This window comes from Shewanella putrefaciens, from assembly GCF_016406305.1.
Lineage (GTDB): Bacteria > Pseudomonadota > Gammaproteobacteria > Enterobacterales > Shewanellaceae > Shewanella > Shewanella putrefaciens_C.
In genome coordinates, this window is sequence record NZ_CP066369.1 from 4313966 (window position 1) to 4335569 (window position 21604).

The 21604-nt window shown below is 48.3% G+C and carries 19 protein-coding genes; 14 read left to right on the forward strand and 5 right to left on the reverse strand.

Translation table 11 applies throughout. The features are described from left to right. Positions 1-92: 92 nt before the first annotated feature. Positions 93-656 (reverse strand): NapC/NirT family cytochrome c, encoded by a 564-nt coding sequence (locus tag JFT56_RS18755; protein WP_198781473.1) that lies wholly within the window; start codon positions 654-656, stop codon positions 93-95. A gap of 448 nt (positions 657-1104) precedes the next feature. Between JFT56_RS18755 and JFT56_RS18760 the strand changes: the two genes are divergently transcribed. From JFT56_RS18760 to JFT56_RS18780, 5 genes are all read left to right on the forward strand, one after another. Then, the gene (locus tag JFT56_RS18760) at positions 1105-1566 is read left to right on the forward strand and encodes a hypothetical protein (protein WP_233095547.1); all 462 of its coding nucleotides are present in this window, start codon (positions 1105-1107) and stop codon (positions 1564-1566) included. A gap of 215 nt (positions 1567-1781) precedes the next feature. Beyond that, the gene (locus tag JFT56_RS18765; RefSeq protein ID WP_198781474.1) at positions 1782-2042 is read left to right on the forward strand and encodes a heavy metal-binding domain-containing protein; all 261 of its coding nucleotides are present in this window, start codon (positions 1782-1784) and stop codon (positions 2040-2042) included. Positions 2043-2063: 21 nt separating this feature from the next. Beyond that, positions 2064-3593, forward strand: a complete 1530-nt coding sequence (locus JFT56_RS18770) for an efflux RND transporter periplasmic adaptor subunit (protein WP_198781475.1) — start codon at positions 2064-2066, stop codon at positions 3591-3593. 9 nt (positions 3594-3602) lie between these two features. After that, positions 3603-6770 (forward strand): efflux RND transporter permease subunit, encoded by a 3168-nt coding sequence (locus JFT56_RS18775; RefSeq protein WP_198781476.1) that lies wholly within the window; start codon positions 3603-3605, stop codon positions 6768-6770. Between the two features lie 147 nt (positions 6771-6917). Beyond that, a complete protein-coding gene (locus JFT56_RS18780) occupies positions 6918-8060 on the forward strand; it encodes a ribonuclease T2 (protein WP_198781477.1) in 1143 nt (380 codons plus the stop codon). Positions 8061-8108: 48 nt separating this feature from the next. On the opposite strand, the gene JFT56_RS18785 is transcribed toward JFT56_RS18780, so the two are convergent. The 3 genes from JFT56_RS18785 to plsB all read right to left on the reverse strand — a co-directional run bounded on the left by JFT56_RS18785 (position 8109) and on the right by plsB (position 12704). Next, a complete protein-coding gene (locus tag JFT56_RS18785; RefSeq protein ID WP_198781478.1) occupies positions 8109-8882 on the reverse strand; it encodes a VOC family protein in 774 nt (257 codons plus the stop codon). A gap of 142 nt (positions 8883-9024) precedes the next feature. Beyond that, positions 9025-10281: a tryptophan permease gene (gene mtr / locus JFT56_RS18790; protein ID WP_198781479.1), complete on the reverse strand. Its 1257-nt coding sequence runs from the start codon at positions 10279-10281 to the stop codon at positions 9025-9027. Then, positions 10281-12704 carry a glycerol-3-phosphate 1-O-acyltransferase PlsB gene (plsB, locus tag JFT56_RS18795; RefSeq protein ID WP_198781480.1) on the reverse strand — a complete coding sequence of 808 codons (2424 nt, stop codon included), beginning with the start codon at positions 12702-12704 and terminating at the stop codon, positions 10281-10283. The genes mtr and plsB overlap by 1 nt, the downstream gene beginning before the upstream one ends. A gap of 160 nt (positions 12705-12864) precedes the next feature. Between plsB and lexA the strand changes: the two genes are divergently transcribed. From lexA to JFT56_RS18825, 6 genes are all read left to right on the forward strand, one after another. Then, the gene (gene lexA, locus JFT56_RS18800; protein WP_198781481.1) at positions 12865-13485 is read left to right on the forward strand and encodes a transcriptional repressor LexA; all 621 of its coding nucleotides are present in this window, start codon (positions 12865-12867) and stop codon (positions 13483-13485) included. Next, complete coding sequence (locus tag JFT56_RS18805; RefSeq protein ID WP_198781482.1) at positions 13482-13994, forward strand: cell division inhibitor SulA; 513 nt, start codon at positions 13482-13484, stop codon at positions 13992-13994. The genes lexA and JFT56_RS18805 overlap by 4 nt, the downstream gene beginning before the upstream one ends. A gap of 402 nt (positions 13995-14396) precedes the next feature. Next, the gene (coxB, locus tag JFT56_RS18810; RefSeq protein WP_198781483.1) at positions 14397-15935 is read left to right on the forward strand and encodes a cytochrome c oxidase subunit II; all 1539 of its coding nucleotides are present in this window, start codon (positions 14397-14399) and stop codon (positions 15933-15935) included. A 9-nt stretch (positions 15936-15944) separates the two neighbouring features. Further along, entirely contained in the window at positions 15945-17537 is a 1593-nt protein-coding gene (ctaD, locus tag JFT56_RS18815; protein WP_198781484.1) for a cytochrome c oxidase subunit I, read from the forward strand. A gap of 1 nt (position 17538) precedes the next feature. Further along, complete coding sequence (locus tag JFT56_RS18820) at positions 17539-18120, forward strand: cytochrome c oxidase assembly protein (RefSeq protein ID WP_198781485.1); 582 nt, start codon at positions 17539-17541, stop codon at positions 18118-18120. Further along, positions 18117-18992 carry a cytochrome c oxidase subunit 3 gene (locus tag JFT56_RS18825; RefSeq protein WP_198781486.1) on the forward strand — a complete coding sequence of 292 codons (876 nt, stop codon included), beginning with the start codon at positions 18117-18119 and terminating at the stop codon, positions 18990-18992. Before JFT56_RS18820 ends, JFT56_RS18825 begins: the two co-directional genes overlap by 4 nt. A gap of 4 nt (positions 18993-18996) precedes the next feature. On the opposite strand, the gene JFT56_RS18830 is transcribed toward JFT56_RS18825, so the two are convergent. Next, a complete protein-coding gene (locus JFT56_RS18830) occupies positions 18997-19215 on the reverse strand; it encodes a DUF2909 family protein (protein WP_198781487.1) in 219 nt (72 codons plus the stop codon). Here JFT56_RS18830 and JFT56_RS18835 point away from each other — a divergent pair. From JFT56_RS18835 to JFT56_RS18845, 3 genes are all read left to right on the forward strand, one after another. Next, on the forward strand, positions 19214-19978 hold the full coding sequence (locus JFT56_RS18835; protein ID WP_198781488.1) for an SURF1 family protein: 765 nt from the start codon (positions 19214-19216) through the stop codon (positions 19976-19978). The two genes, JFT56_RS18830 and JFT56_RS18835, sit on opposite strands and share 2 nt — an antisense overlap. Before the next feature lie 91 nt (positions 19979-20069). After that, positions 20070-20615: a hypothetical protein gene (locus tag JFT56_RS18840; RefSeq protein WP_198781489.1), complete on the forward strand. Its 546-nt coding sequence runs from the start codon at positions 20070-20072 to the stop codon at positions 20613-20615. Next, positions 20615-21592 (forward strand): COX15/CtaA family protein, encoded by a 978-nt coding sequence (locus JFT56_RS18845; protein WP_198781490.1) that lies wholly within the window; start codon positions 20615-20617, stop codon positions 21590-21592. The genes JFT56_RS18840 and JFT56_RS18845 overlap by 1 nt, the downstream gene beginning before the upstream one ends. Positions 21593-21604 lie beyond the last annotated feature (12 nt).

Below are 21604 nucleotides of genomic sequence, written 5' to 3' on the forward strand. Positions count from 1 at the left end.
TTCGGTTTTCGAGACAACAAAAAGCCCTCTGTCGAGGGCTTTATACTTTCTTAATCGATTGGCTAACAATAACCAGAGTTAATCGCTAAACCTTATCCCTTTGGATATGGGTGAGCGATACCTTTATGACAGTCAATACAGGTTTTTCTGTCTTCTGGGGCTTTCTTGAAGTTATTGCTGTGCATTCTCACGGCCATTTTGCTCATATTTTCTGATTGGTTTTCGTAAATACGGTTATGGCAGTTTTGGCAGGTTGAAGAATCGATAGCACGTAAATAATCACGAGCTAATTCAGCTTGTTCTTTACGGTTTTCATCTAACCAAGCTTGAGTGTTAAAGCCATCGATCGTTAAGAAGCCAATCACGTCCTTAGAAACGATGATCTTTTTCTTCAGGTATTGGAATGGTTCCTGCGCAATATGGCATTGCTGACACTGAACTACGATACCAGCACGGTTATTACCATGGGCTGAGGCCATAACTTCATCTTTCAATGAGTGCTGGCTGTGGCAGCTCATACAGAATGCGTCTGTGCTCGTTGCATGTAAGGTTGTTTGGGTTGCAAAGTAGCCCACAACACCGATAACAATACCGACGACCAGTAGCGCCAGGATTGAATATTTTGCGCTAGGTTTAAATAGTGCACGCCAGTTCATTACTCTATCTCCAAAAATTGCCAAAATTAGTTTTTATAAGACTAGTTTATGTTCTTTCATTTATTAGAAATTTGATTTTAAGCCTAAATCTACCGATTAAATTAAACTTAAAAGCGCAAAATGAGACCTAGCTCTAACTATAAAGACGACAATTAGCTAAAACCAACGACATAGAAGCCATAAAGCACTTCAACTAAAGCTAATGCAATCATCACATAATCGCAAGTTATCGATTTTCACGATTAAGAGCCCCATTAAGAATCCGCCGTAATAAAATCATTTTTAGAATACAGAAATGTGACTGCAGCGGCGTTTTATTTCATTATTTGATCTATATAACGAGATTGGCGCCAAGGGGAAATGAATGCCACTCACTGAAATGTGAGTTAACTCATTGCAGCATAATGACTCTATGCTAGAATCGAGCCGTTCATTATTTGGAATACTTATGCATCAAACACTCGGTCGTTACTTTTTAGTCATCTTCACTTTACTCGCACTCGTCGGGCAAAGTGTCGTGTCTAATGGTCACGCCATGGTGCCGCACACTATGGATATGAGTGCAATGCCGCAGGATATGAGCGCGATGGCGCATCATGATTCCACCCAAGGGATGGATCATGCGGCAATGATGCAGATGAACACAGAGACCCCTGCTGACTCCCATTCAATGGCCGACACGGATTGCTGTAACGATAAAAAGCTTCCCGGCGCGAAGCAGCATTGCTGTGATGGCGCCACATCATGTTCAAATGATTGTGGTCATTGTCTGACGATCTCGGTGGCTGGCACTCTATTTAGCCCACACCTTTGGCCAAGTGTGAGCATGAGCGATACCGCAATGGCCACTCCTATGCCTCATTTCCACTCTATCTCGTTATCTTCGGCCCTCAAGCCTCCGATAGCCTAGCCTCGCCGTGCCCTTTCAGGGCTAACAAAGCTAATTATTTATTTCGCCGTTTATTGTGGTGCGCCTACATCTTAAGCACCCAGAGTTAAGCAAAAACCGACTACTGAGCCCGTATGCACTTTGCATCGATTGTCCTTTCGTTTTGAATACCGAGGGATACGCTCAGCAGCGTTGATGCACTCATATTCGGCCACCAATCCGATGGAGTGAACAATATGAAAACCTTAACTAATCTTGCCTTAGTGGCATTTTTAATGACCAGCACCAGCGTGTTTGCTACGGCAACACCCCATGAGCATCACCACAACAACGCCAACCCACAGCAGCAAGCTCAAACCTACATTTGCCCTATGCACCCCGAAGTCACAGGCACTCAAGGCGATACTTGTCCTAAATGTGGAATGAACTTAGAACCTAAAGCCACGGAAGCAAAAACGGCTGAAGGAACAACGCACAAGGTGCACGAGCACCACTAAGCTAGGCTGGAGATGAGGCATATGAACCAATTTAACCGAGTAAAAAAGCAGGCCCCTAAGGCAGTGCTGCTTTTGAGCAGTTTACTGATGGGAACACCTTGGCTGAGTCATGCCCAACTGGCAAATACACAGGCCGAAACCGCAGCGACTAGCCCAGCCAATGAATCTAAGAACAACCCATTAAAGCAAGTCAAAACCTATACTTGCCCTATGCACCCCGAAGTGATCAGCCATGAGCCTGGCCGCTGCCCTAAGTGCAATATGTTTTTGGTTGAGCAGCAAGATGACGCAAATTCGGCTGAGCATGTCGGCCACCAAGCTGCAGATCATCAAGCCTCTGAGCATGGACAAACCTTAGCAGCCAAGGCTTCGAGTCCGGTATTCGACACTCCAACACCTAAGGCCGACAGTTTAGTCAAAACGCAAAACCACGTGACAACTATCAAGTACGTTTGCCCTATGCATGCCCATATCATCAGTGATGTGCCCGGCACTTGCCCAATCTGTGGCATGAACTTGGAAAAAGTCGAAACGGGTGGTAACACTCAGGAGATCAACATTCAGGTTTCCGGCAGTATGCAACAGGCTCTCGCCCTAAAGGTCGCCAAAGTCGAGCGTGATACCCTGTGGAAATTTGTCGAAACCGTCGGACAAGTAGACTATAACGAGAGCCAAATTACCCATATCCACGCTAGGGTCACAGGCTGGGTCGAAAAGCTCATGGTCAAATCCATGGGCGATACGGTCAAAAAAGGTCAGCTACTCTATGAGCTCTACTCTCCGGATTTAGTCAATGCTCAGGATGATTATCTACTCGCCTTAGATACTGCAAAAACCTCTGGCAACCCAAGATATCAAGATCTGGTGCGTAGAGCGGGATTACGATTGTCATTCCTCGGGTTTAATGATGAACAAATCAAGCAATTAGCCCAATCGCGCCAAACCCAGTATCGAGTGCCATTTTATGCCCAGCAGGATGGTGTTGTCGAAACACTCTCTATCCGAGATGGCATGTATATTGAGCCATCCACTGAGGCAATGTCGTTAGTCGATCTCTCAAAAGTCTGGGTGATTGCCGACGTATTCGAGAATGAGCAAAGCTGGATTGCCAAGGGGCAAAAGGCCGAAATTGCCGTCCCCGCCATGAATATCAGTGGCATCGAAGGCACGATTGACTACATCTACCCTGAGCTTGACCCTGTCACTCGCAGCCTGCGGGTGCGGGTGGTACTCAACAATACCGACGTCGATTTAAGGCCTAAAACCCTCGCCAAAGTCTCGCTATTCGGTGGCCCCAATAGGGATGTGCTCGTGATCCCGCAGGAAGCCTTAATCCAAACGGGTAAAGAGAATCGCGTGATAGTCAAACAAGACGACAATAGTTTTGCCGCTAAAGTCGTCACCGTCGGCATGATGAGTCAAGGCAAGGCTGAGATTGTCTCGGGTTTAACCGAGGGCGAGCGCGTGGTGATCTCAGGGCAATTTTTACTCGACTCCGAAGCCAGCCTCAAGGGCAGCTTAATGCGTTTAAGCAGCGGTCATCAGCACTAGGAGCGCAGCATGTTAAAATACATTATCGAAGCCTCCATCAGACAACGACTTATGGTGTTGATCATCGCCATCATGATCACCGTATGGGGCGTACAAGAGTTGCGCAAAACGCCACTCGATGCACTGCCCGATCTGTCAGATGTGCAGGTGATTATTAAAACCTCCTACCCAGGGCAAGCGCCTAAATTGGTAGAAGAACAAGTCACTTACCCTTTATCTACCGCCATGTTAGCCGTACCCGGTGCCAAGACGGTTCGGGGATTCTCGATGTTTGGTGACTCCTATGTCTATGTGATTTTTGAAGATGGCACCGACATCTACTGGGCGCGTTCACGGGTATTGGAATACTTAAGTCAAATCAGCAGCCGCTTGCCACAGGGCGTACAACCGTCACTTGGCCCAGATGCCTCTGGCGTGGGCTGGGTGTATGAATATGCACTGGTCGATCGCTCCGGCAGTTTAGATTTATCGCAGCTCAAAAGTCTGCAGGATTGGTATCTTAAGTTAGAACTGCAAAGCGTGGCGGGTGTATCTGAAGTTGCCACCGTCGGCGGCATGGAGCAAACCTACCAGATAGTGCTTGAGCCCGATAAAATGGCAATCTATAAGCTCGATATCGCCAGCATTAAAGATGCGATAGAAAAATCCAATAATGAGGCGGGCGGCTCTGTGGTTGAAATGGCCGAAGCCGAATATATGGTGCGCGCTAAGGGCTATCGCCAAACTCTTGAGGATTTCCGTGAAATCCCCCTTGGCATCACTAGCCCTTCGGGAACAGGATTATTACTCAAAGACGTTGCGACAGTACGCAAAGGCCCAGCTTCTCGCAGAGGTATTGCCGAACTCGATGGCGAAGGTGAAGTGGTCGGCGGCATTATTGTGATGCGCTATGGTGAAAATGCCTTAACCACAATTGAGGCGGTAAAGACAAAACTTCAAGAGCTAAAAGCAGGCTTACCGAAGGGAGTCGAAATCATCCCAACCTACGACAGGTCGCAATTGATTCTAAAATCCGTTGATAACCTGTTTAGCAAGGTCGTCGAAGAGATGCTTGTCGTTGGGTTTGTTTGCCTACTATTTTTACTGCATGCACGCTCTACTCTGGTCGCAGTCATTACTCTGCCGCTCTCGATCCTTATCGCTTTTATCGTGATGAATAAGATGGGCGTCAACGCTAACATTATGAGCTTAGGTGGAATTGCAATCGCCATAGGCGCCGTTGTGGATGGCGCAATTGTGATGATCGAAAACCTGCACAAACATTTGGAGCAGTTTCACGCAGAACACGACCGAGAACCCGATACCAAAGAGCATTGGCGAATCGTGACTGAAGCCTCGATTGAGGTTGGCCCTGCACTCTTTTTCTCGCTGATTATTATCACCTTAAGCTTTGTACCTGTATTCGCACTCGAAGCGCAGGAAGGCCGCTTATTTGCACCGCTGGCCTACACTAAATCCTTTGCTATGGCGGCCTCAGCATTACTGGCGATTACACTGGTGCCGATTTTAATGGGTTATTTTATTCGCGGAAAAATTCCGAGTGAACAGAAAAACCCCATCAGCCGCGTTCTGATCGCTTTATATAAACCCTCGCTGAATCTGGTACTTAGGTTTCCTAAAATCACCCTAGGATTAGCGCTTATTGCCTTAATCAGCGCTTGGTATCCGATGACACGTATGGGTAGTGAGTTTATGCCCGAGCTAGAAGAAGGCGATCTACTCTATATGCCAACCGCGTTACCGGGACTCAGTGCTGGCAAAGCTGCCGAAGTGTTGCAGCAAACGGATCGTTTGATTAAAACCGTTCCCGAAGTCGCCCGCGTATTTGGTAAAGTGGGCCGCGCCGAAACTGCGACCGATCCCGCACCGCTAACTATGCTTGAAACCACTATCATGCTTAAACCCCATGAAGAATGGCGCGAGGGCATGACTTTAGATAGCATCATCGCTCAACTACAACAAACGGTAAAAGTGCCGGGACTCACTAATGCTTGGGTGCAACCCATCAAAACCCGTATCGATATGCTCTCCACTGGGATAAAAACCCCCGTTGGCATTAAGATCACCGGCGCCGATGTGAACGAACTCCAAAGCCTAGGGGCAGAAATCGAGGCCATCCTCAGTAAAGTGCCGCACACTAAATCTGCCTACGCCGAACGCAGTGGTGGCGGGCGTTATATCGATATCACCCCAAAACTGGATGTTGCCGCTCGTTACGGTATGTCGCTGCAGGATATTCAAGATGTGGTGCGTTACGCCATTGGCGGTATGGATATTGGCCAGTCGGTGCAAGGGGCGGAGCGTTATCCTATTAACCTGCGTTATCCCCGTGAGCTACGCGATAATATCGAAAAGCTGCGTGAACTCCCTGTGATCACTAAATCGGGAAATTACCTGCCACTGCGAAATTTAGCGGATATAGAGATCACCGATGGGGCTCCTATGCTCGCCAGTGAAAACGGTCGCTTAATCTCTTGGGTGTTTATCGATATTGAAGGAACATCTATCGGCGAATACATTACCACCGCCAAGCAAGCATTAAATGCTGAGCTAAAAGTACCTCCACGCTACAGCTACACCTTCGCAGGGCAGTATGAGTATATGCAGCGAGTCGATGCAAAACTGAAGCAAGTGATCCCTATGGCATTAGCGGTGATTTTTATTCTGCTAATGATGACCTTTGGCTCCACTCTGCAAGCGAGTATTATCATGCTCAGCCTCCCCTTCGCGCTGGTCGGCAGCACTTGGCTATTGTATCTACTGGATTACAACATCTCAGTCGCCGTCGCCGTGGGTATGATTGCTTTGGCGGGCGTTGCCGCTGAGTTTGGAGTAATCATGCTGATTTACCTCAATAATGCAATTAAGCACAGGCAAGAGAAGAATAACTACCACACAGTTACCGATCTCAAAGAAGCCTTAATTGAAGGTGCTGTTATGCGTATTCGCCCTAAAGCCATGACAGTAGCCACTATCTTTTTTGGCCTACTGCCTATTATGTGGGGCGCAGGTTCGGGTAACGATGTAATGCAGAAAATCGCCGCACCTATGGTCGGTGGTATGGTGACGGCACCATTACTGTCGCTATTTGTACTGCCAGCACTCTACCTACTGATTTACTCGCGTAAACTGAACAACAAAGTTGAGCCCGTAAACTCGTCGGATATAGGCTCATAACGACCCAAGCTAAGTCACCTAAATCCCCTCAATACCTATAGGATTGAGGGGATTTTTATTATCAAATTGGCTCAAAAAAACCTAAAATCAGCACTCAATGTATGCCAACCCCATAAATTGCTCTTCGCTCAGGCAAGGATTCGCTCAATGACCCCATTCTATGCAGCTATAGTCAAAAAGCCCCTAAGTCGCTTATTCATAATGCTCTTATATGTACTAGGAGCATTGAGTGCTTACTCCTTCCCCGCCTTTGCCGCGCCCGCTAGCGGCGAGTTTATTGCCGACAAACGCTGTGAGCTCTTTCAATCGAAAAATAAACAGACTAACCCGGACCAATGGCAGAGCAATATGGGTGAGCGCTATCCCGTGCTCGAAATTCTCGGCAATAGCGTTAAACCTGATTGGCTGCGAGTACGAACCAATGCCACAACCTCGCCACTGCGCTGGATTAGCGGCGATTGTGGTCAATATCTGTCTAATATTGCTGGCAGTAATGTATCGACATCCGCAACGTCGGTGGAACCCGCGCAAACCACTAAAACATCGGATATCAACACAAAACATAACGAGAACCTTAAAACACCGAGCACCACAGAAAAACGCCAAGCCAATCAATGCCAAATCGAGGATAATTTTGATTCACACGTATTAGCACTAAGCTGGCAAAGCACCTTTTGTGAACTCTATGGCCGCCGTAAAGCCGAATGCCGCGCCCTCAGCCAAACGCCTGATTCAAGCCAGTGGCAGCACTTTAGCCTGCACGGGCTATGGCCGAATAGACAACAATGCGGCACTCGCTATGGCTATTGCAGCACGGTAAAACTGCAGCCGAATGATTTCTGTACTTATCCAGAATTTGAACTTAAACCATCGGTGCGCAAAAATTTAGAAGAAGTGATGCCAAGCGCCCGCTATGGCACTTGTTTAGAACGTCACGAATGGTGGAAGCACGGTACTTGCCGTAACCAAGACCCTAATGAGTATTTTTTGTTGGCAACCCAGCTGACCCAAGCGGTCAATGCCTCGGCATGGGTACAAAAATTCATCCATGACAACATAGGTAAGAATGTCAGTAAAAGTGTTTTAAACCAAAACTTTGATACAAGTTTTGGCCAAGGCGCCCACACAAAAATCAGCCTAGAATGTGCTAAGGGATTATTGAGTGAAATCCGCATTAACTTGCCCGAAGTCATTAAAACCTCTGACTCCCTACCTAGCCTACTCGCCAAAGCCAATAAGGCCAAAAAAGGCTCTTGCCCCGAGACCATAGCAATTGATAACCCCAATTAACCAGTATCACAGACAATAGACGCCCAATGGGCGTCTATGCCTTATCGATTACATTTGATCCAGTTTAATCACCGCAAATGTCGCACCTTGGGGATCGGTAATCACAGCAAACCGACCCACCTCGGGAATATCACTCGGCGGAACACAAATTTGCCCTCCCAAACTCTGTGCTTTATTAGCAAACACATCGCAATCTGCCACCACAAAATACGGCATCCAATGGGCAGGAATATCTCCCCATTCGGGCATAATCGTCATCATGCCACCGATAGATTGGCCAGCAACCTGCCATTCAATATATTCAATATCAGCCACTTGGCTGGTTAGTGCTGTCCAAGGGAAGATTTTGCAATAGAAGGTCTCTTCACTGAGGGGGGAACGGCATGCTAATTCGACCCAGCACAGAGTATTAACCTCGCCCTGACGACGGGCACCTATATGGTTTTTGGCCTGCCACAGAGCAAAGCGCGCGCCTTCGGGATCGCTGACCTGCGCCATGATCCCCGCATCACCCACAATATGCGGCCCCATATGCACTTGGCCACCCGCAGCTTGAATATCTGCAACACAGGCCTCAATATCTCGCACGGCAAAATAGATCCGCCAATGGCTAGGGATCTGCGCCTCTGAACTCGGTATTTGGTACATGGCGCCCAAGTCATCGCCATCTAGGTTAAACAGCGAGAAATGCCCCTCCGGAATAGGCATCTCAATTGCATTCCAACCAAACATGGCATGGTAAAATGCCTTAGCCCCTTGCCAATCGTGGCTTGCGAGTTCAACCCAACATGCATGTCCTTGTGCGTACTGAGTAATCTTCATTATTGGCTCCCATTTTTGTCTCAATCGTAGGAGTTAAGCTGGAGTTTTTCGTTCTGTCCAGTTTCCGAATTAAAAAGACAGGACTTAGGGGAAAGTGCAAAACAAAAAGCCCTCAAATGAGGGCGTTGGCGGCATAAACAAACTAGGAATATTGTGGCAGTAAATCCGCCATCGCCAGTAAATGGCAGGCCCCTGTGACTATGCCAAATAACACCACAAGGATGATCAAGGGTGTTCCACCTATCACTCTAAAACCTGTGCTGTCCTTGAATAGTTGCCGAGATTTATAGGCCATCAGAGCCGGCACTATCACTGCCCATACGGTCGCCGCTAATGCCGCAAAACCGATGGCGATCAGGAAACCATCGGGAAACAGCAATCCCAAAATCGTTGGCGGCACAAAGGTGACTAATGCGGTTTTCATGCGGCCTGAGCGGGAATCATCGAAGCCAAATAGGTCGGCGAGATAATCGAATAGACCTAAGGTCACACCGAGGAATGAAGATGCTACGGCCAAGTTGGCAAACAGGGTTAACATGCTGTTTAACCAGCTACTCGCCATTACCTCCGACAAAGCGCCCACTAAGATCCCCATATTGCCGCCCTGGGCGATAATATCGCTAAACTGGCTACGGGGAATATTGCCCATGGTGGCCACTAACCAACAGGTATAAATCACCAGCGCAATAAAAGTACCGATGAAAATCGCCTTGATAATGGTCGAGGAGTCCTTGCCGTAGTACTTCACTAAGCTAGGTACGTTGCCATGGTAACCAAAACTGGCGAGACCAAAGGGCAGTGCCGCCCATAAATAGGGAGCAAAATGCTGAGTGCCATCGGGCTCTAGCAGCTTAGTCACATCTATTTCAATCAACAAATTGCCGATAGCAAGGAAGAAAGTGATGATCATCCCACCGAGCATAATAGTGGTAATACGATCCACGGCCTTAGTGCTAATTAACACTATGCTCGCTAACACAATGGCAAATACTAATCCCGCCACACTTTGGGGTAATACTATTCCCATACCCTGCAAGCTGTGATTCACAATCGACCCGCCGCCACTAATGTAGGCATAGGTCAAAATATAGAGCACGAAGGCGATAGAAACGCCATTCACAATCCTCCAAAACTGCCCTAGGGTTTGTTTGGTTAAGGTATCGAAGCTGGCGCCGGGTTCAAAATGCAAATTGGTTTCGAGCAAGAGTAAACCCGACATCAACATGCAAAACCAAATGCCGAGTAACATAAAAATCGAATAGCCGAACCACATACCGGCACCCACCACGGGCAAGGAGAACATCCCCGCCCCTACGGTTGTACCGGCAATTATCATGGCGCCACCGAGCAAAGACTTACCTGCGGGCTTATGTTTAGCCGCATTCATATGATTTGCCATTAAACAATGTGCTCCGCAGTGACACTCGCTACAATCGTCTGTCTCACTGTGGCTCTCAATAGGCCATTGGCTTGATCTCGAATTCGCTCTACGTTGGATTTATCTCCCTCACCAGAGAAATAACCCAGCTCTTTTAGCTTAACACTCAGGGTGTTATAGAGTTTTTTATCGTAAAACTCAGGCGCGGTAATGCCGTGCAGCGCCCCTAGACGCTGGGCAAGTAGATAGCTTTCAGACTCAAGTTCCGAGCGTTCCATCTTAGGTCTATGGGCTAACAAATTGAAAATAATCGCATAACGCTGCAGAGTTTCACTCACAGAACCCGCAAGTAATAACAGCTGGCTAGTATGTTCCGTCACGACCGATAACCCCTCCTGCTCGGTCACTAAACCTTGCTCAACAAAGAGGTCCAGCACTTGATTTACATAGGCAGGTAAATCCTTAATGCCCATGAAAAGTTCGGCTTTTAGCAGCGGATAAAAGTCATTCACTATCCCGAGGATCTGCTGTCGCTGAATTTGCTCATTGTGGGTTAAACAACTCGCAATCAATGACGGGATAATAAATAAGTGAATAATGTTATTGCGATAGTAAGTCATTGAGGTCGCTTGATTCTCATCGATAGACACTATCTCACCTAAGGGATCGGCATTGATGGAGAACTTATTCAGATCCAATCCTTGTTGCACTAAATGCTTGCCATCACCTTCGGCAACCGAGGTAAACGAAGTGTAAGGCACACGCTTAAGCAGGGTCAGGTATAAATCTAATTGACGCTCGAGCAAACGACGCTCTAGGGCGTTTTGCTCCGATGCCAACAACACTAAACTGGTCAGGGTGACAGAACTGGCGGCCGCGGCATCGTTAATGCGCGTCATCACTCGATTCGCCAGCACGTTGACTGCTGGTGTTAACCAGCTCGGTTTTTGTTCTGGATCATCGGCAAGCTCAGCACGCCAATTAGGCGCCCGCTCATTTAAGAAGTTTTGCAGCGTTATAGGCTCACCAAAGTTCACATAACCTTGGCCAAAATTACCTAATTTACGAATAGCACCAAAGACTTGCCAAACAGATTCTTTCTGCTTTTTCTTACCGCTTAATTCTTTATGATAGGTGGCCACTTCCATCACATGGTCATAACCTAAGTACACAGGCACTAAGGTCACAGGACGTTCAATCCCGCGCAGTACACTGTTCATCGTCATCGCTATCATGCCGGTTTTGGGTGCCAACAAACGCCCCGTACGCGAACGGCCACCTTCGGAGAAATATTCCACCGAATAGCCCTTAGCAAACAGTTGGTCTAAATACTCACGGAATACTGCGGTATACAGCTTATTACCATTAAAACTACGGCGAATGAAGAAGGCGCCACCACGGCGGAACAGTGGTCCAGCGGGCCAGAAGTTGAGGTTAATGCCAGCGGCAATGTGCGGCGGAACCATGCCTTGGTAGTACAAAATATAGGATAACAGCAGGTAATCCATATGGCTGCGATGGCAGGGCACATAGACAATCTCGTGGCCATCGTGGTGCAGTTGGCGGATCTGCTCGGCGCCCTTGATATTGATCCCGCTATAGAGCTTGTTCCATAACCAAGTCAAGAAACGCTCTGCGATACGGACTAAACTGTCCGAATAATTTGCCGCAATTTCATCTAAATATTCAATCGCAGTCTCACGGGCTTGGGTTTCAGAAATCTTCTTGCTGGACGCTTCTTCCTGAATGGCCTTACGCAGGGATTCGGATTTAAGCAGCGAATGGAATAGCGCCTGACGATTTGGCAACACAGGCCCAGTCATCACCTTGCGCTGACGGCGGAAATGCACCCGCGCAACCCGTGCTAGCTTATGGGCGATCCCCATATCTGTGCCATGTTCGTCGGCCATATAACGCAGTGACACAGCATTGGAAAACTGCACAAAATTATGCCGACCTAAAAATAAAATCATTAAACACTTGCGCAGCCAGGTCGGATTTTCACGCTCCAATACCGCCGCCTTCATAGTGTCATCTTCTTTACCCGGCGTGCGGCCCCAATAAAGGCTGACAGGCACCAACTGTATATCCAGTTCAGGTCTTTCCTTATGCACGGCCAATAAACGCATAAAACACTCAAGGAAAGGCGCATTACTGGCACGCTCGCCGAATAATGGCTTGCGTCCTTCGAGACAAACGACGCGGGGAGCCACGACGCCGTTGGCCACTAAAGGTTCGTAGGGACTGGGCAGCCCTAGCTTGGCAGTGATTTCGCTCAATGCTGCGATATCACTAATGGATTCTGTTTTCATCACATAAGCAAGGGGTCTGGAAGCATCCAGATTCAGATCGGCAAAGGGATCCTGGGGCACCACAATAGTGTGCACTAAGTGTTTTTGGATCCAACGTAATGATTTCAACCAAAGAGAGTCTTGTTTAGGCATTATTCTTATGCAATTAAGTACGTTCACTGGTCCAATAGAATACCAGACTCTGGGGAACATTCGCTAATACTCTCCAATATCGTTAAAAAGTGGTTAATACTTGCACTACCAATAATACTGTATATACTAACAGTAACTGTATAGAAAAACAGGAACCACCATGAGACCCTTGACGCCACGCCAAGCTGAAATTTTAGAGCTAATTAAACGAAATATTGCCGATACAGGCATGCCACCTACTCGGGCGGAAATTGCTGCACGTCTAGGTTTTAAGAGCGCCAATGCGGCGGAAGAACATCTTAAAGCGTTAGCGAAAAAAGGCTGTATCGAGATCATGCCCGGTACGTCTCGTGGTATCCGTCTCCCCGCAGAGGAAGAAGAAGTCTCTGAATCTGGCCTACCGCTTATCGGTCAAGTCGCCGCAGGTGAACCTATACTCGCCCAAGAACATGTCGAGCAGTATTACCAAGTTGATCCCAGCATGTTTCACCCGCCCGCCGACTTTTTACTGCGCGTAAAAGGCGACAGCATGAAGAATATCGGCATTCTCGAAGGGGATTTGCTGGCGGTTCATAAGGTACAACAGGCAAGAAATGGTCAAGTGGTTGTCGCCAGAGTCGATGACGATGTCACGGTTAAACGCTTCGAAAAAAAAGGCAACTTAGTCTATCTACACGCCGAAAATGAAGATTATTCGCCGATTAAAGTCGATTTAAGTTTTCAAAGTTTAACAATTGAAGGACTCGCCGTCGGTGTGATCCGTAATGGAGATTGGCTATGAACAAACTACTCGGCAATGCCCCGCGCCATCCAGGTTTGTGGTTAGATGAAGTACGAGATACAGATACCGACTGGCAACATACTCCGATTAGCTGTATGCCAACCCAAACCCAAGGACAGCACGAACTCGTGCAATTAAGCGCTCAACTCGCCCAGCTCAGCCAACAGGGGCGATGGGTTGTACTTATTAATCCTCCAAGCATCGGCTATAAGCAACTCCTTGCTAACGCTGGAGTACGTATGGATCGCATCCTGTTAGTCCATGCCAAAGACGAGGTTGAAACACTCTGGGCAATGGAAAAAGCCCTGACAAGTGGTACGTCCAGTGCGGTCATTACTTGGACACAATCACTCGATGCCCGCGATAATCGTCGTCTGCAAATTGTCGCTAAAAGCGCCCGCGCTATGGGAATTGTGCTCGAAGAGGTGAACAGTCACTTACGCTGTGATACTAGGCTCGAGCAACAACCACACTTTAGCCAGCAAGCTTTTTTCAACTCTATGCATTAATTTTTTACGCTATATTTTACCGTCAAAGCCACCTCACCTATGAATGTGAGGCTTTTTTTTGGCAATTTTTCAGACAATTAGAAAAATAAGTGATCTTGATCAATATTTAAACTGCAAGTATGGTTGGTTAAGTCGGAGATGATATATCGCCGTCCGTGGCACAGAAATCGAACAGCTATCCCGTTTGAAATGCCACTAAAAATAGAGAACAGATTTATTTCAGTCGTATGTGCCAGCGTGGCTAATACCAGCAGTAATAATACTTAATTAAAAGTAACAGCCGCCAACGCACGTTGAAGTCAAAAACGCTTTTTTGGGAACTGAAGAGTTTGCATAGAGTTGAGACTTACTGTGTTGCTCTTCTTTGTAGTTGCTATTCGCAATTGGCAGAGGAGAAGTCTTGTGAAGCAATTGTTGTATTGTTTACTCGTGGTGTTATTCGCACCACCGTTGGCCGCCGCAGATACGCGGCTCAACATGACCCCCGGCGTAACCGAGATCAGTGGCAAGGTTTATCACTTGCACATGACCATCTTGTATATCTGCTGTGCGATCGGCTTAGTGGTTTTTGGGGCCATGGTTTATGCCATGATCAACCACAGAAAGTCCAAAGGCGCAGTCGCATCCCATTTTCACGAAAGCACTAAAGTCGAAATTGCTTGGACTGTTTTGCCATTTATCATTTTGATCTTAATGGCGATTCCAGCAACAAAGACCTTAATCGCAATGGAAGATCCCAGCAATGCCGATCTCACTGTAAAAGTCACGGGTTCCCAATGGAAATGGCACTACAGCTATTTCGATCAAGACATTGATTTTTACAGCATACTCGCCACACCCAGAGCACAAATAGAGGGCACCGAAACCAAAGGGGAAAATTACCTTTTGGAGGTCGATAAGCCGCTCGTGCTACCGATAAACCGCAAAATTCGTTTCCTGATGACCTCTGAAGATGTGATCCATTCATGGTGGGTACCCGCTTTTGCGGTGAAGAAAGATGCCAACCCAGGATTTATCAATGAGGCCTGGACTCGCATAGACAAACCCGGCATTTACCGTGGTCAATGCGCCGAACTTTGCGGTAAAGACCATGGGTTTATGCCTATCGTAGTGCAAGCCCTGCCCGAAGCCGAATTTGATGCTTGGGTGACGGAGCAAAAACAAGCCGCAGGTGCTGCGGCGGCAGCCGCCCAAGCCGCATTATCACAAACCCTCAGTAAAGAAGAGCTGATGACCCAAGGTGAGCAAGTGTACCTAGGCCACTGTGCGGCCTGTCATCAACCCAATGGCGAAGGTTTAAAGGGCGTATTTCCACACCTCAAAGGCAGCCCGATAGCAACGGGATCGGTCAGTGATCACCTTGAAATCGTGATTAACGGTAAAGCGGGTACCGCCATGCAGGCCTTTGGTAAGCAATTGACGGCACAGGAAATGGCCGCCGTTATTACCTATGAGCGTAATGCATGGGGCAATAATATGGGCGATTCTGTGCAGGCCAAAGATGTTAACGAGCATATGAACGGCAGCGCTGGCACACCAGCATCCACTGCAGTGCCAGCCAATACGATCCCAACTCCCGCACCTGAACCTGAGCCAGTTGCAGTTGTCGATCCTGCCAGCCTCCCCACACTCAGCCATGACGCTCTAATGGCCGAAGGCGAGACTGTCTACGCCGCCACTTGCGCAGCCTGCCATCAATTAACGGGAGCAGGAATACCCCCCGCCTTCCCGTCACTTGTGGGCAGCGCTATCGCCACTGGGCCCGTCGCCAATCATATCGACATAGTAATACATGGCAAAACGGGCACGGCGATGCAGGCATTTGGCAAACAATTAAGCCCACAGCAACTCGCGGCCGTCATTACCTATGAACGTAATGCTTGGGGCAATAATACCGGCGATACAGTGCAACCTGCTGATATCGCAAGCCATGGACAGTAGGGGATTATGATGAGCACAATGACTCAAGATCAAACCGCAGCCCATGATGACCATCATCATGGTGCGCCAAAGGGCATCATGCGCTGGGTGCTAACCACCAACCATAAAGACATAGGCACTCTGTATTTATGGTTCAGCTTTATTATGTTTTTAACCGGTGGTGCTATGGCCATGGTGATCCGCGCTGAACTGTTTCAGCCCGGATTACAATTGGTCGAGCCCAATTTTTTCAACCAAATGACCACAGTCCATGGGCTGATCATGGTATTCGGCGCCGTGATGCCAGCCTTTACAGGGCTAGCCAACTGGCTGATCCCTATGATGATTGGTGCGCCCGATATGGCGCTGCCACGGATGAATAACTGGAGTTTTTGGATCTTACCCTTCGCCTTTACCATTTTACTCAGCTCACTATTTATGGAAGGCGGCGGGCCTAACTTTGGTTGGACCTTCTACGCACCACTGTCGACCACTTATAGCCCCGATAGCACGGCACTCTTCGTATTTTCTATTCATATCATGGGGATAAGTTCAATTATGGGCGCAATCAACGTGATTGTGACCATAGTGAACTTACGTGCGCCCGGCATGACATGGATGAAGTTGCCGCTATTTGTATGGACTTGGCTTATCACGGCATTCCTACTGATCGCGGTGATGCCCGTCCTCGCGGGCGCTGTGACTATGGTGCTGACCGATAAGTTTTTCGGCACTAGCTTCTTCGACGCGGCGGGAGGTGGCGATCCTGTAATGTTCCAGCATATCTTCTGGTTCTTCGGCCACCCTGAAGTTTACATCATGATCTTGCCGTCCTTTGGCATCATTTCTGCCATAGTGCCCGCCTTTAGTCGCAAACCATTATTTGGATATGCATCAATGGTTTATGCAACTGCGAGTATTGCGATTCTGTCGTTCCTCGTGTGGGCGCACCATATGTTCACTACAGGTATGCCAGTGTTTGCCGAACTGTTTTTCATGTATTGCACTATGTTGATTGCGGTGCCGACCGGGGTGAAAGTGTTTAACTGGGTGGCGACTATGTGGCGCGGCTCGCTCAGCTTCGAAACCCCTATGTTGTTCGCCGTGGCCTTTATCATACTCTTCACCATTGGCGGTTTTTCGGGGTTAATGCTCGCCATTACGCCCGCCGACTTCCAATACCACGACACCTATTTTGTGGTGGCGCATTTCCATTATGTGCTCGTAACTGGGGCGATTTTCTCCATCATGGCGGCGGCCTATTACTGGCTACCTAAGTGGACGGGGCATATGTACAACGAACGACTGGGACAATGGCATTTCTGGTGCTCAGTGATTTCGGTCAACGTACTGTTTTTCCCAATGCATTTCCTTGGGCTGGCGGGTATGCCAAGGCGTATTCCCGACTACTCGATTCAATTTGCCGATATCAACCAAATTGTCTCTATTGGTGGGTTTGCCTTCGGTTTATCGCAATTGATTTTCTTAGTGCTAGTGATCAAGTGCATCCGTGGCGGCGAGAAAGCCCCCGCTAAACCTTGGGAAGGCAGTGAGGGTTTAGAGTGGACATTACCAAGCCCAGCGCCCTACCACTCCTTCACGACACCACCCGAGGTGAAATGAAATGACGAACAACCACCAGCCCGACAAGCCTAAGTCAAATCGTAAACTAATCAGCCTGTTAGTCATGGGTTGTATCGGTATGTTTGGCTTTGGGTTTGCGCTGGTGCCGCTTTACGATGTGCTATGTGAGCAGCTTGGGATCAACGGTAAAACCTCCAGCACCGCCAGCAATTATCAAGCAATAACTGTTGATACTAGCCGGGTTGTTACTGTGGAATTTATCTCCCAAGTGCAAACGGGTATGCCGTGGAAATTTGAGCCGCAAACCAAACGGCTCGAAGTCCACCCCGGCGAACTTATCCACACGGCTTTTTTGGCACGCAATCTCTCGGACAGAGCCATAATCGGTCAGGCGATACCTTCGGTATCCCCCGGCCAAGGCGCTGCCTATTTTAATAAAACTGAATGTTTTTGCTTTAATCAACAGCACTTAGCGGCTTCGACCAGCGCAGAGTTGCCACTCATTTTCTTTGTGGATCCTCAGTTACCTGAGTCCATCCACACTCTAACCCTCTCTTACACCCTCTACGACATTACCGACAAGCAGTTAGCGTCTGCCATAGAGCAAGGAGCTGCAAAATGACCACAAAACATGAACCTTACTATGTCCCCGCCCAAAGCGCTTGGCCCATCATTGGTGCTATAGGGCTATTTTTAATCGCCTTTGGTGCAGGAAGCTTTGTACAACAACTCAAATCGGGTGCCTCAGGTGGCGGCTATATACTGCTCGCTGGCATCGCCGTAATCCTCTTTATGCTCGTGGGTTGGTTTAGAACCGTGATCAACGAATCCATGACAGGACTCTATTCCCACCAAATGGATAGATCCTTTCGCCAAGGCATGAGCTGGTTTATCTTCTCCGAAGTGATGTTCTTCGCGGCATTTTTCGGTGCATTATTCTACGCCCGCATGGTCGCGGTGCCTTGGCTTGGCGGCGCCTCGAATAATGCCATGACCCACGAAGTGCTCTGGCCACAGTTCGAAGCCGTTTGGCCATTAATCACTACGCCTGATGGGACAAAAACCGAGGCTATGCCATGGACTGGACTGCCATTAATCAACACTATTGTGCTGCTAACCTCTTCTGTCACCTTACATTTTGCCCATGTTAGCCTAGAAAAAGGCAAACGTTCCGCCATCACCCTCTGGCTCGGGATCACCATACTCTTAGGGATGGGGTTCCTTGCCTTGCAGGCTAAAGAGTATATCCACGCCTATCAGGAAATGGGACTTACCTTAACCTCGGGGATTTATGGCAATACCTTCTTCCTGTTAACGGGTTTTCACGGCATGCACGTGACCCTAGGAACGGTATTCTTATTAGTGTTATTTTTCAGAGTGTTGAAGGGACACTTTAGCGCAGATAAGCATTTCGCCTTCCAAGCGGGCAGTTGGTATTGGCACTTTGTGGACGTGGTCTGGCTGTGTTTGTTTATTTTCGTCTACGTACTCTAAGGCACTAGTAAGGCGTGGGATTGGGGCTAATCAGCCCAGTCCCTAGGGCCACCAGCAATAGCAGGATAACGAGCACAGAGAAAATCACGCGACGACCAAGATAGCGACTCATAGGCATTTTGTTGTCGCCTTTCACCATAATAAACAAGGCTCTACCTAAATTAAAAATGATAAACAGCAACAGCAGCACTAAGGCCAACTTAAAAATAAACAGGGTATTCATGCAATATCCTTATGTCCTGTTGAATAAATTAACGGTTTTTTTGCTGATACTGACTGTGGCTGTATTCGGGATTTTGGTCAAGCTGGGTCTATGGCAATTAGCCCGAGGTGAAGAAAAAACCGCCCTGCAAGCGCAAATGGAGGCGAGGCAATCCTTATTGCCACTGAGTTTTGAGCAGCTCCAGCTTAAGGTAAATAAGGAAAGCATCACAGGTTATCGACTACAAGTACAGGCGACGCCCGCGAGCTCACAAATCTGGCTACTGGATAATCAAATCTATCAGGGTCAAGTGGGCTATTTAGCCTTTCAGCCCCTACAAGTGGAAGTAGGAAAGCCTTGGTTGCTGGTCGAACTCGGTTTTGTCGCCGCAGGTTCCCACCGTGGTGAATTACCTCAAATCACCCCACTTAGCGGTGAATTAGCTATCGAAGGTAGGCTTTATCAAAAGCAAATCAATCCTTTGAGTCAGTCCTTGATAGCTGAGTCGGGAGCAAATATTCGCTTTCAGAACCTCAATATTCTCGAGATGGCGCAGATGCTAGGCCACCCTTTACTCCCTGCGGTGCTGCAACCGGATGAGTTACCCGCACTTGCCTTACCGCATCCTTGGCAGCCCTTCCCGTTGCCAGCACAAAAACATTGGGGATACGCGTTGCAGTGGTTTTCTATGGCGGCCGTGTTTGCTGGGCTCATGTTGTGGCAAGGAATTAAGTATGTAAAACGCCATAGTGCCGAAGCAATCGCAAACTCAAGGAGCGAATAGGAAAATTCGACCATACTTAGCAAGTACACAAATAAAAACTAAATAAATATAAAACAATAAATTAGGGATAATTTGAATGAGAGGAGCAAGTATGAACTCCCAGAACAAATCTAAACATAAGGCCTTGGGCTTGTTGTTGCTGGCGTTTATCGCGCCCGTAGTGATAGCCAAACTCGTGCTGAGCCTGAATTTATACCACGGCGGCGCCACCAATCATGGTGAGCTCATCACCCCAGAGACCAGCTATGCCAGTCTGGGGGTTGAAAATCCCATCCCCAAAGAATGGCAACTGCTGTATTTACTGCCCGCCCAATGCGACGATGCCTGCCGCGAACGCCTGTATATTTTACGCCAAAGCCATACTGCGCTAGGGCCAGATCAGGCGCGAGTCGAGCCGCTGATCCTCACCCATCCCGACAGCGATCTTAATGCCTTAAGCGCCTTTAACTTTAATACTCGCCCCGTCAATGCGGGCCTAAGCCATTGGTTAGATGAACAGCAGCTGATCATAGTCGATCCCTTAGGCAGTTTAGTGCTGCGCTACCCCCAAGTGCAGGGCAGAGAAGCCCATTTAGTTCAGGGGAAGGCCTTAGTCGCGGATTTGCGTAAATTGCTAAAACTGTCGAGGGTAGATTAATGTCACTCACTTGGACCCTACGCTTAACCTTAGTCTTTACCCTATTAGTGATCTTAATGGGCGCTTACACTCGCCTCTCGGATGCGGGTCTAGGTTGCCCAGACTGGCCGGGGTGCTACGGCCATATCAAAGTGCCGACCCAAGACCATGAAATCGCCCGCGCGCAAACCATATTCCCCGATCACGATATACACCCAGAGAAAGCCTGGCTGGAGATGATCCACAGGTATATCGCTGGCGGGCTGGGCTTGCTGGTGTTTTTCATTTTCGTTTTATGCTTAAAAACCCCGGAAGCACCAAAAAAGTTACCGCTCATCATAGTGCTGCTGATCCTCTTTCAAGGGGCGCTAGGCATGTGGACTGTGACCATGAAACTTATGCCCATAGTCGTGATGTCGCATCTTATTGGTGGCTTCAGCCTGATTTCACTGCTGTTACTCCTCTATCTTCGCACTCGGCCGCGGCGGATTTTTAATAACGGCACCTATGTTCAAAACCTCGCCCCCTTGGCATTAGTGAGTCTGTTTGTTCTCATCGGCCAGATCATGCTGGGGGGCTGGACTTCGTCAAACTATGCGGCGCTCGCCTGCACCTCTTTACCCATTTGCGAAGGTAACTGGATGAATAATTTGGCAATAGCCGAAGCCTTTTCACCTTTTCAGGGCCAGCACCCGAGCTTCGAGTTTGGTGTCTTAGATTACCCAGCGCGGATGACTATCCATATCGCCCACAGAATAGGCGCTATCGTCACCGCCAGTTTGCTACTCGTACTCGCCTATCGATTATTTGTGAGTAACGCGGGGATGAGGGCACTAAGCCTGTTATTAGTGGGCCTAGTGATACTGCAAGTAGGTTTAGGTATTTCTAACGTCGTGATGCATTTACCACTGGGTATTGCCGTGTCACACAATGGCGGTGCGGCACTGCTGCTACTGACCTTAGTCGCAATTAACTATTTTTTATGGCGCAAAGCATAAGCGAGGGAACCA

Coding starts and splice junctions, on each gene's coding strand:
- JFT56_RS18805 (WP_198781482.1), top strand. CDS start 13,482: ATGAACAAACTACTCGGCAATGCCCCGCGCCATCCAGGTTTGTGGTTA.
- ctaD (WP_198781484.1), top strand. CDS start 15,945: ATGAGCACAATGACTCAAGATCAAACCGCAGCCCATGATGACCATCAT.
- JFT56_RS18770 (WP_198781475.1), top strand. CDS start 2,064: ATGAACCAATTTAACCGAGTAAAAAAGCAGGCCCCTAAGGCAGTGCTG.
- JFT56_RS18760 (WP_233095547.1), top strand. CDS start 1,105: ATGCATCAAACACTCGGTCGTTACTTTTTAGTCATCTTCACTTTACTC.
- JFT56_RS18840 (WP_198781489.1), top strand. CDS start 20,070: ATGAACTCCCAGAACAAATCTAAACATAAGGCCTTGGGCTTGTTGTTG.
- JFT56_RS18780 (WP_198781477.1), top strand. CDS start 6,918: ATGACCCCATTCTATGCAGCTATAGTCAAAAAGCCCCTAAGTCGCTTA.
- JFT56_RS18830 (WP_198781487.1), bottom strand. CDS start 19,215: ATGAATACCCTGTTTATTTTTAAGTTGGCCTTAGTGCTGCTGTTGCTG.
- JFT56_RS18845 (WP_198781490.1), top strand. CDS start 20,615: ATGTCACTCACTTGGACCCTACGCTTAACCTTAGTCTTTACCCTATTA.
- JFT56_RS18765 (WP_198781474.1), top strand. CDS start 1,782: ATGAAAACCTTAACTAATCTTGCCTTAGTGGCATTTTTAATGACCAGC.
- JFT56_RS18775 (WP_198781476.1), top strand. CDS start 3,603: ATGTTAAAATACATTATCGAAGCCTCCATCAGACAACGACTTATGGTG.
- plsB (WP_198781480.1), bottom strand. CDS start 12,704: ATGCCTAAACAAGACTCTCTTTGGTTGAAATCATTACGTTGGATCCAA.
- lexA (WP_198781481.1), top strand. CDS start 12,865: ATGAGACCCTTGACGCCACGCCAAGCTGAAATTTTAGAGCTAATTAAA.
- JFT56_RS18825 (WP_198781486.1), top strand. CDS start 18,117: ATGACCACAAAACATGAACCTTACTATGTCCCCGCCCAAAGCGCTTGG.
- JFT56_RS18785 (WP_198781478.1), bottom strand. CDS start 8,882: ATGAAGATTACTCAGTACGCACAAGGACATGCATGTTGGGTTGAACTC.
- JFT56_RS18820 (WP_198781485.1), top strand. CDS start 17,539: ATGACGAACAACCACCAGCCCGACAAGCCTAAGTCAAATCGTAAACTA.
- JFT56_RS18835 (WP_198781488.1), top strand. CDS start 19,214: ATGCAATATCCTTATGTCCTGTTGAATAAATTAACGGTTTTTTTGCTG.
- mtr (WP_198781479.1), bottom strand. CDS start 10,281: ATGGCAAATCATATGAATGCGGCTAAACATAAGCCCGCAGGTAAGTCT.
- JFT56_RS18755 (WP_198781473.1), bottom strand. CDS start 656: ATGAACTGGCGTGCACTATTTAAACCTAGCGCAAAATATTCAATCCTG.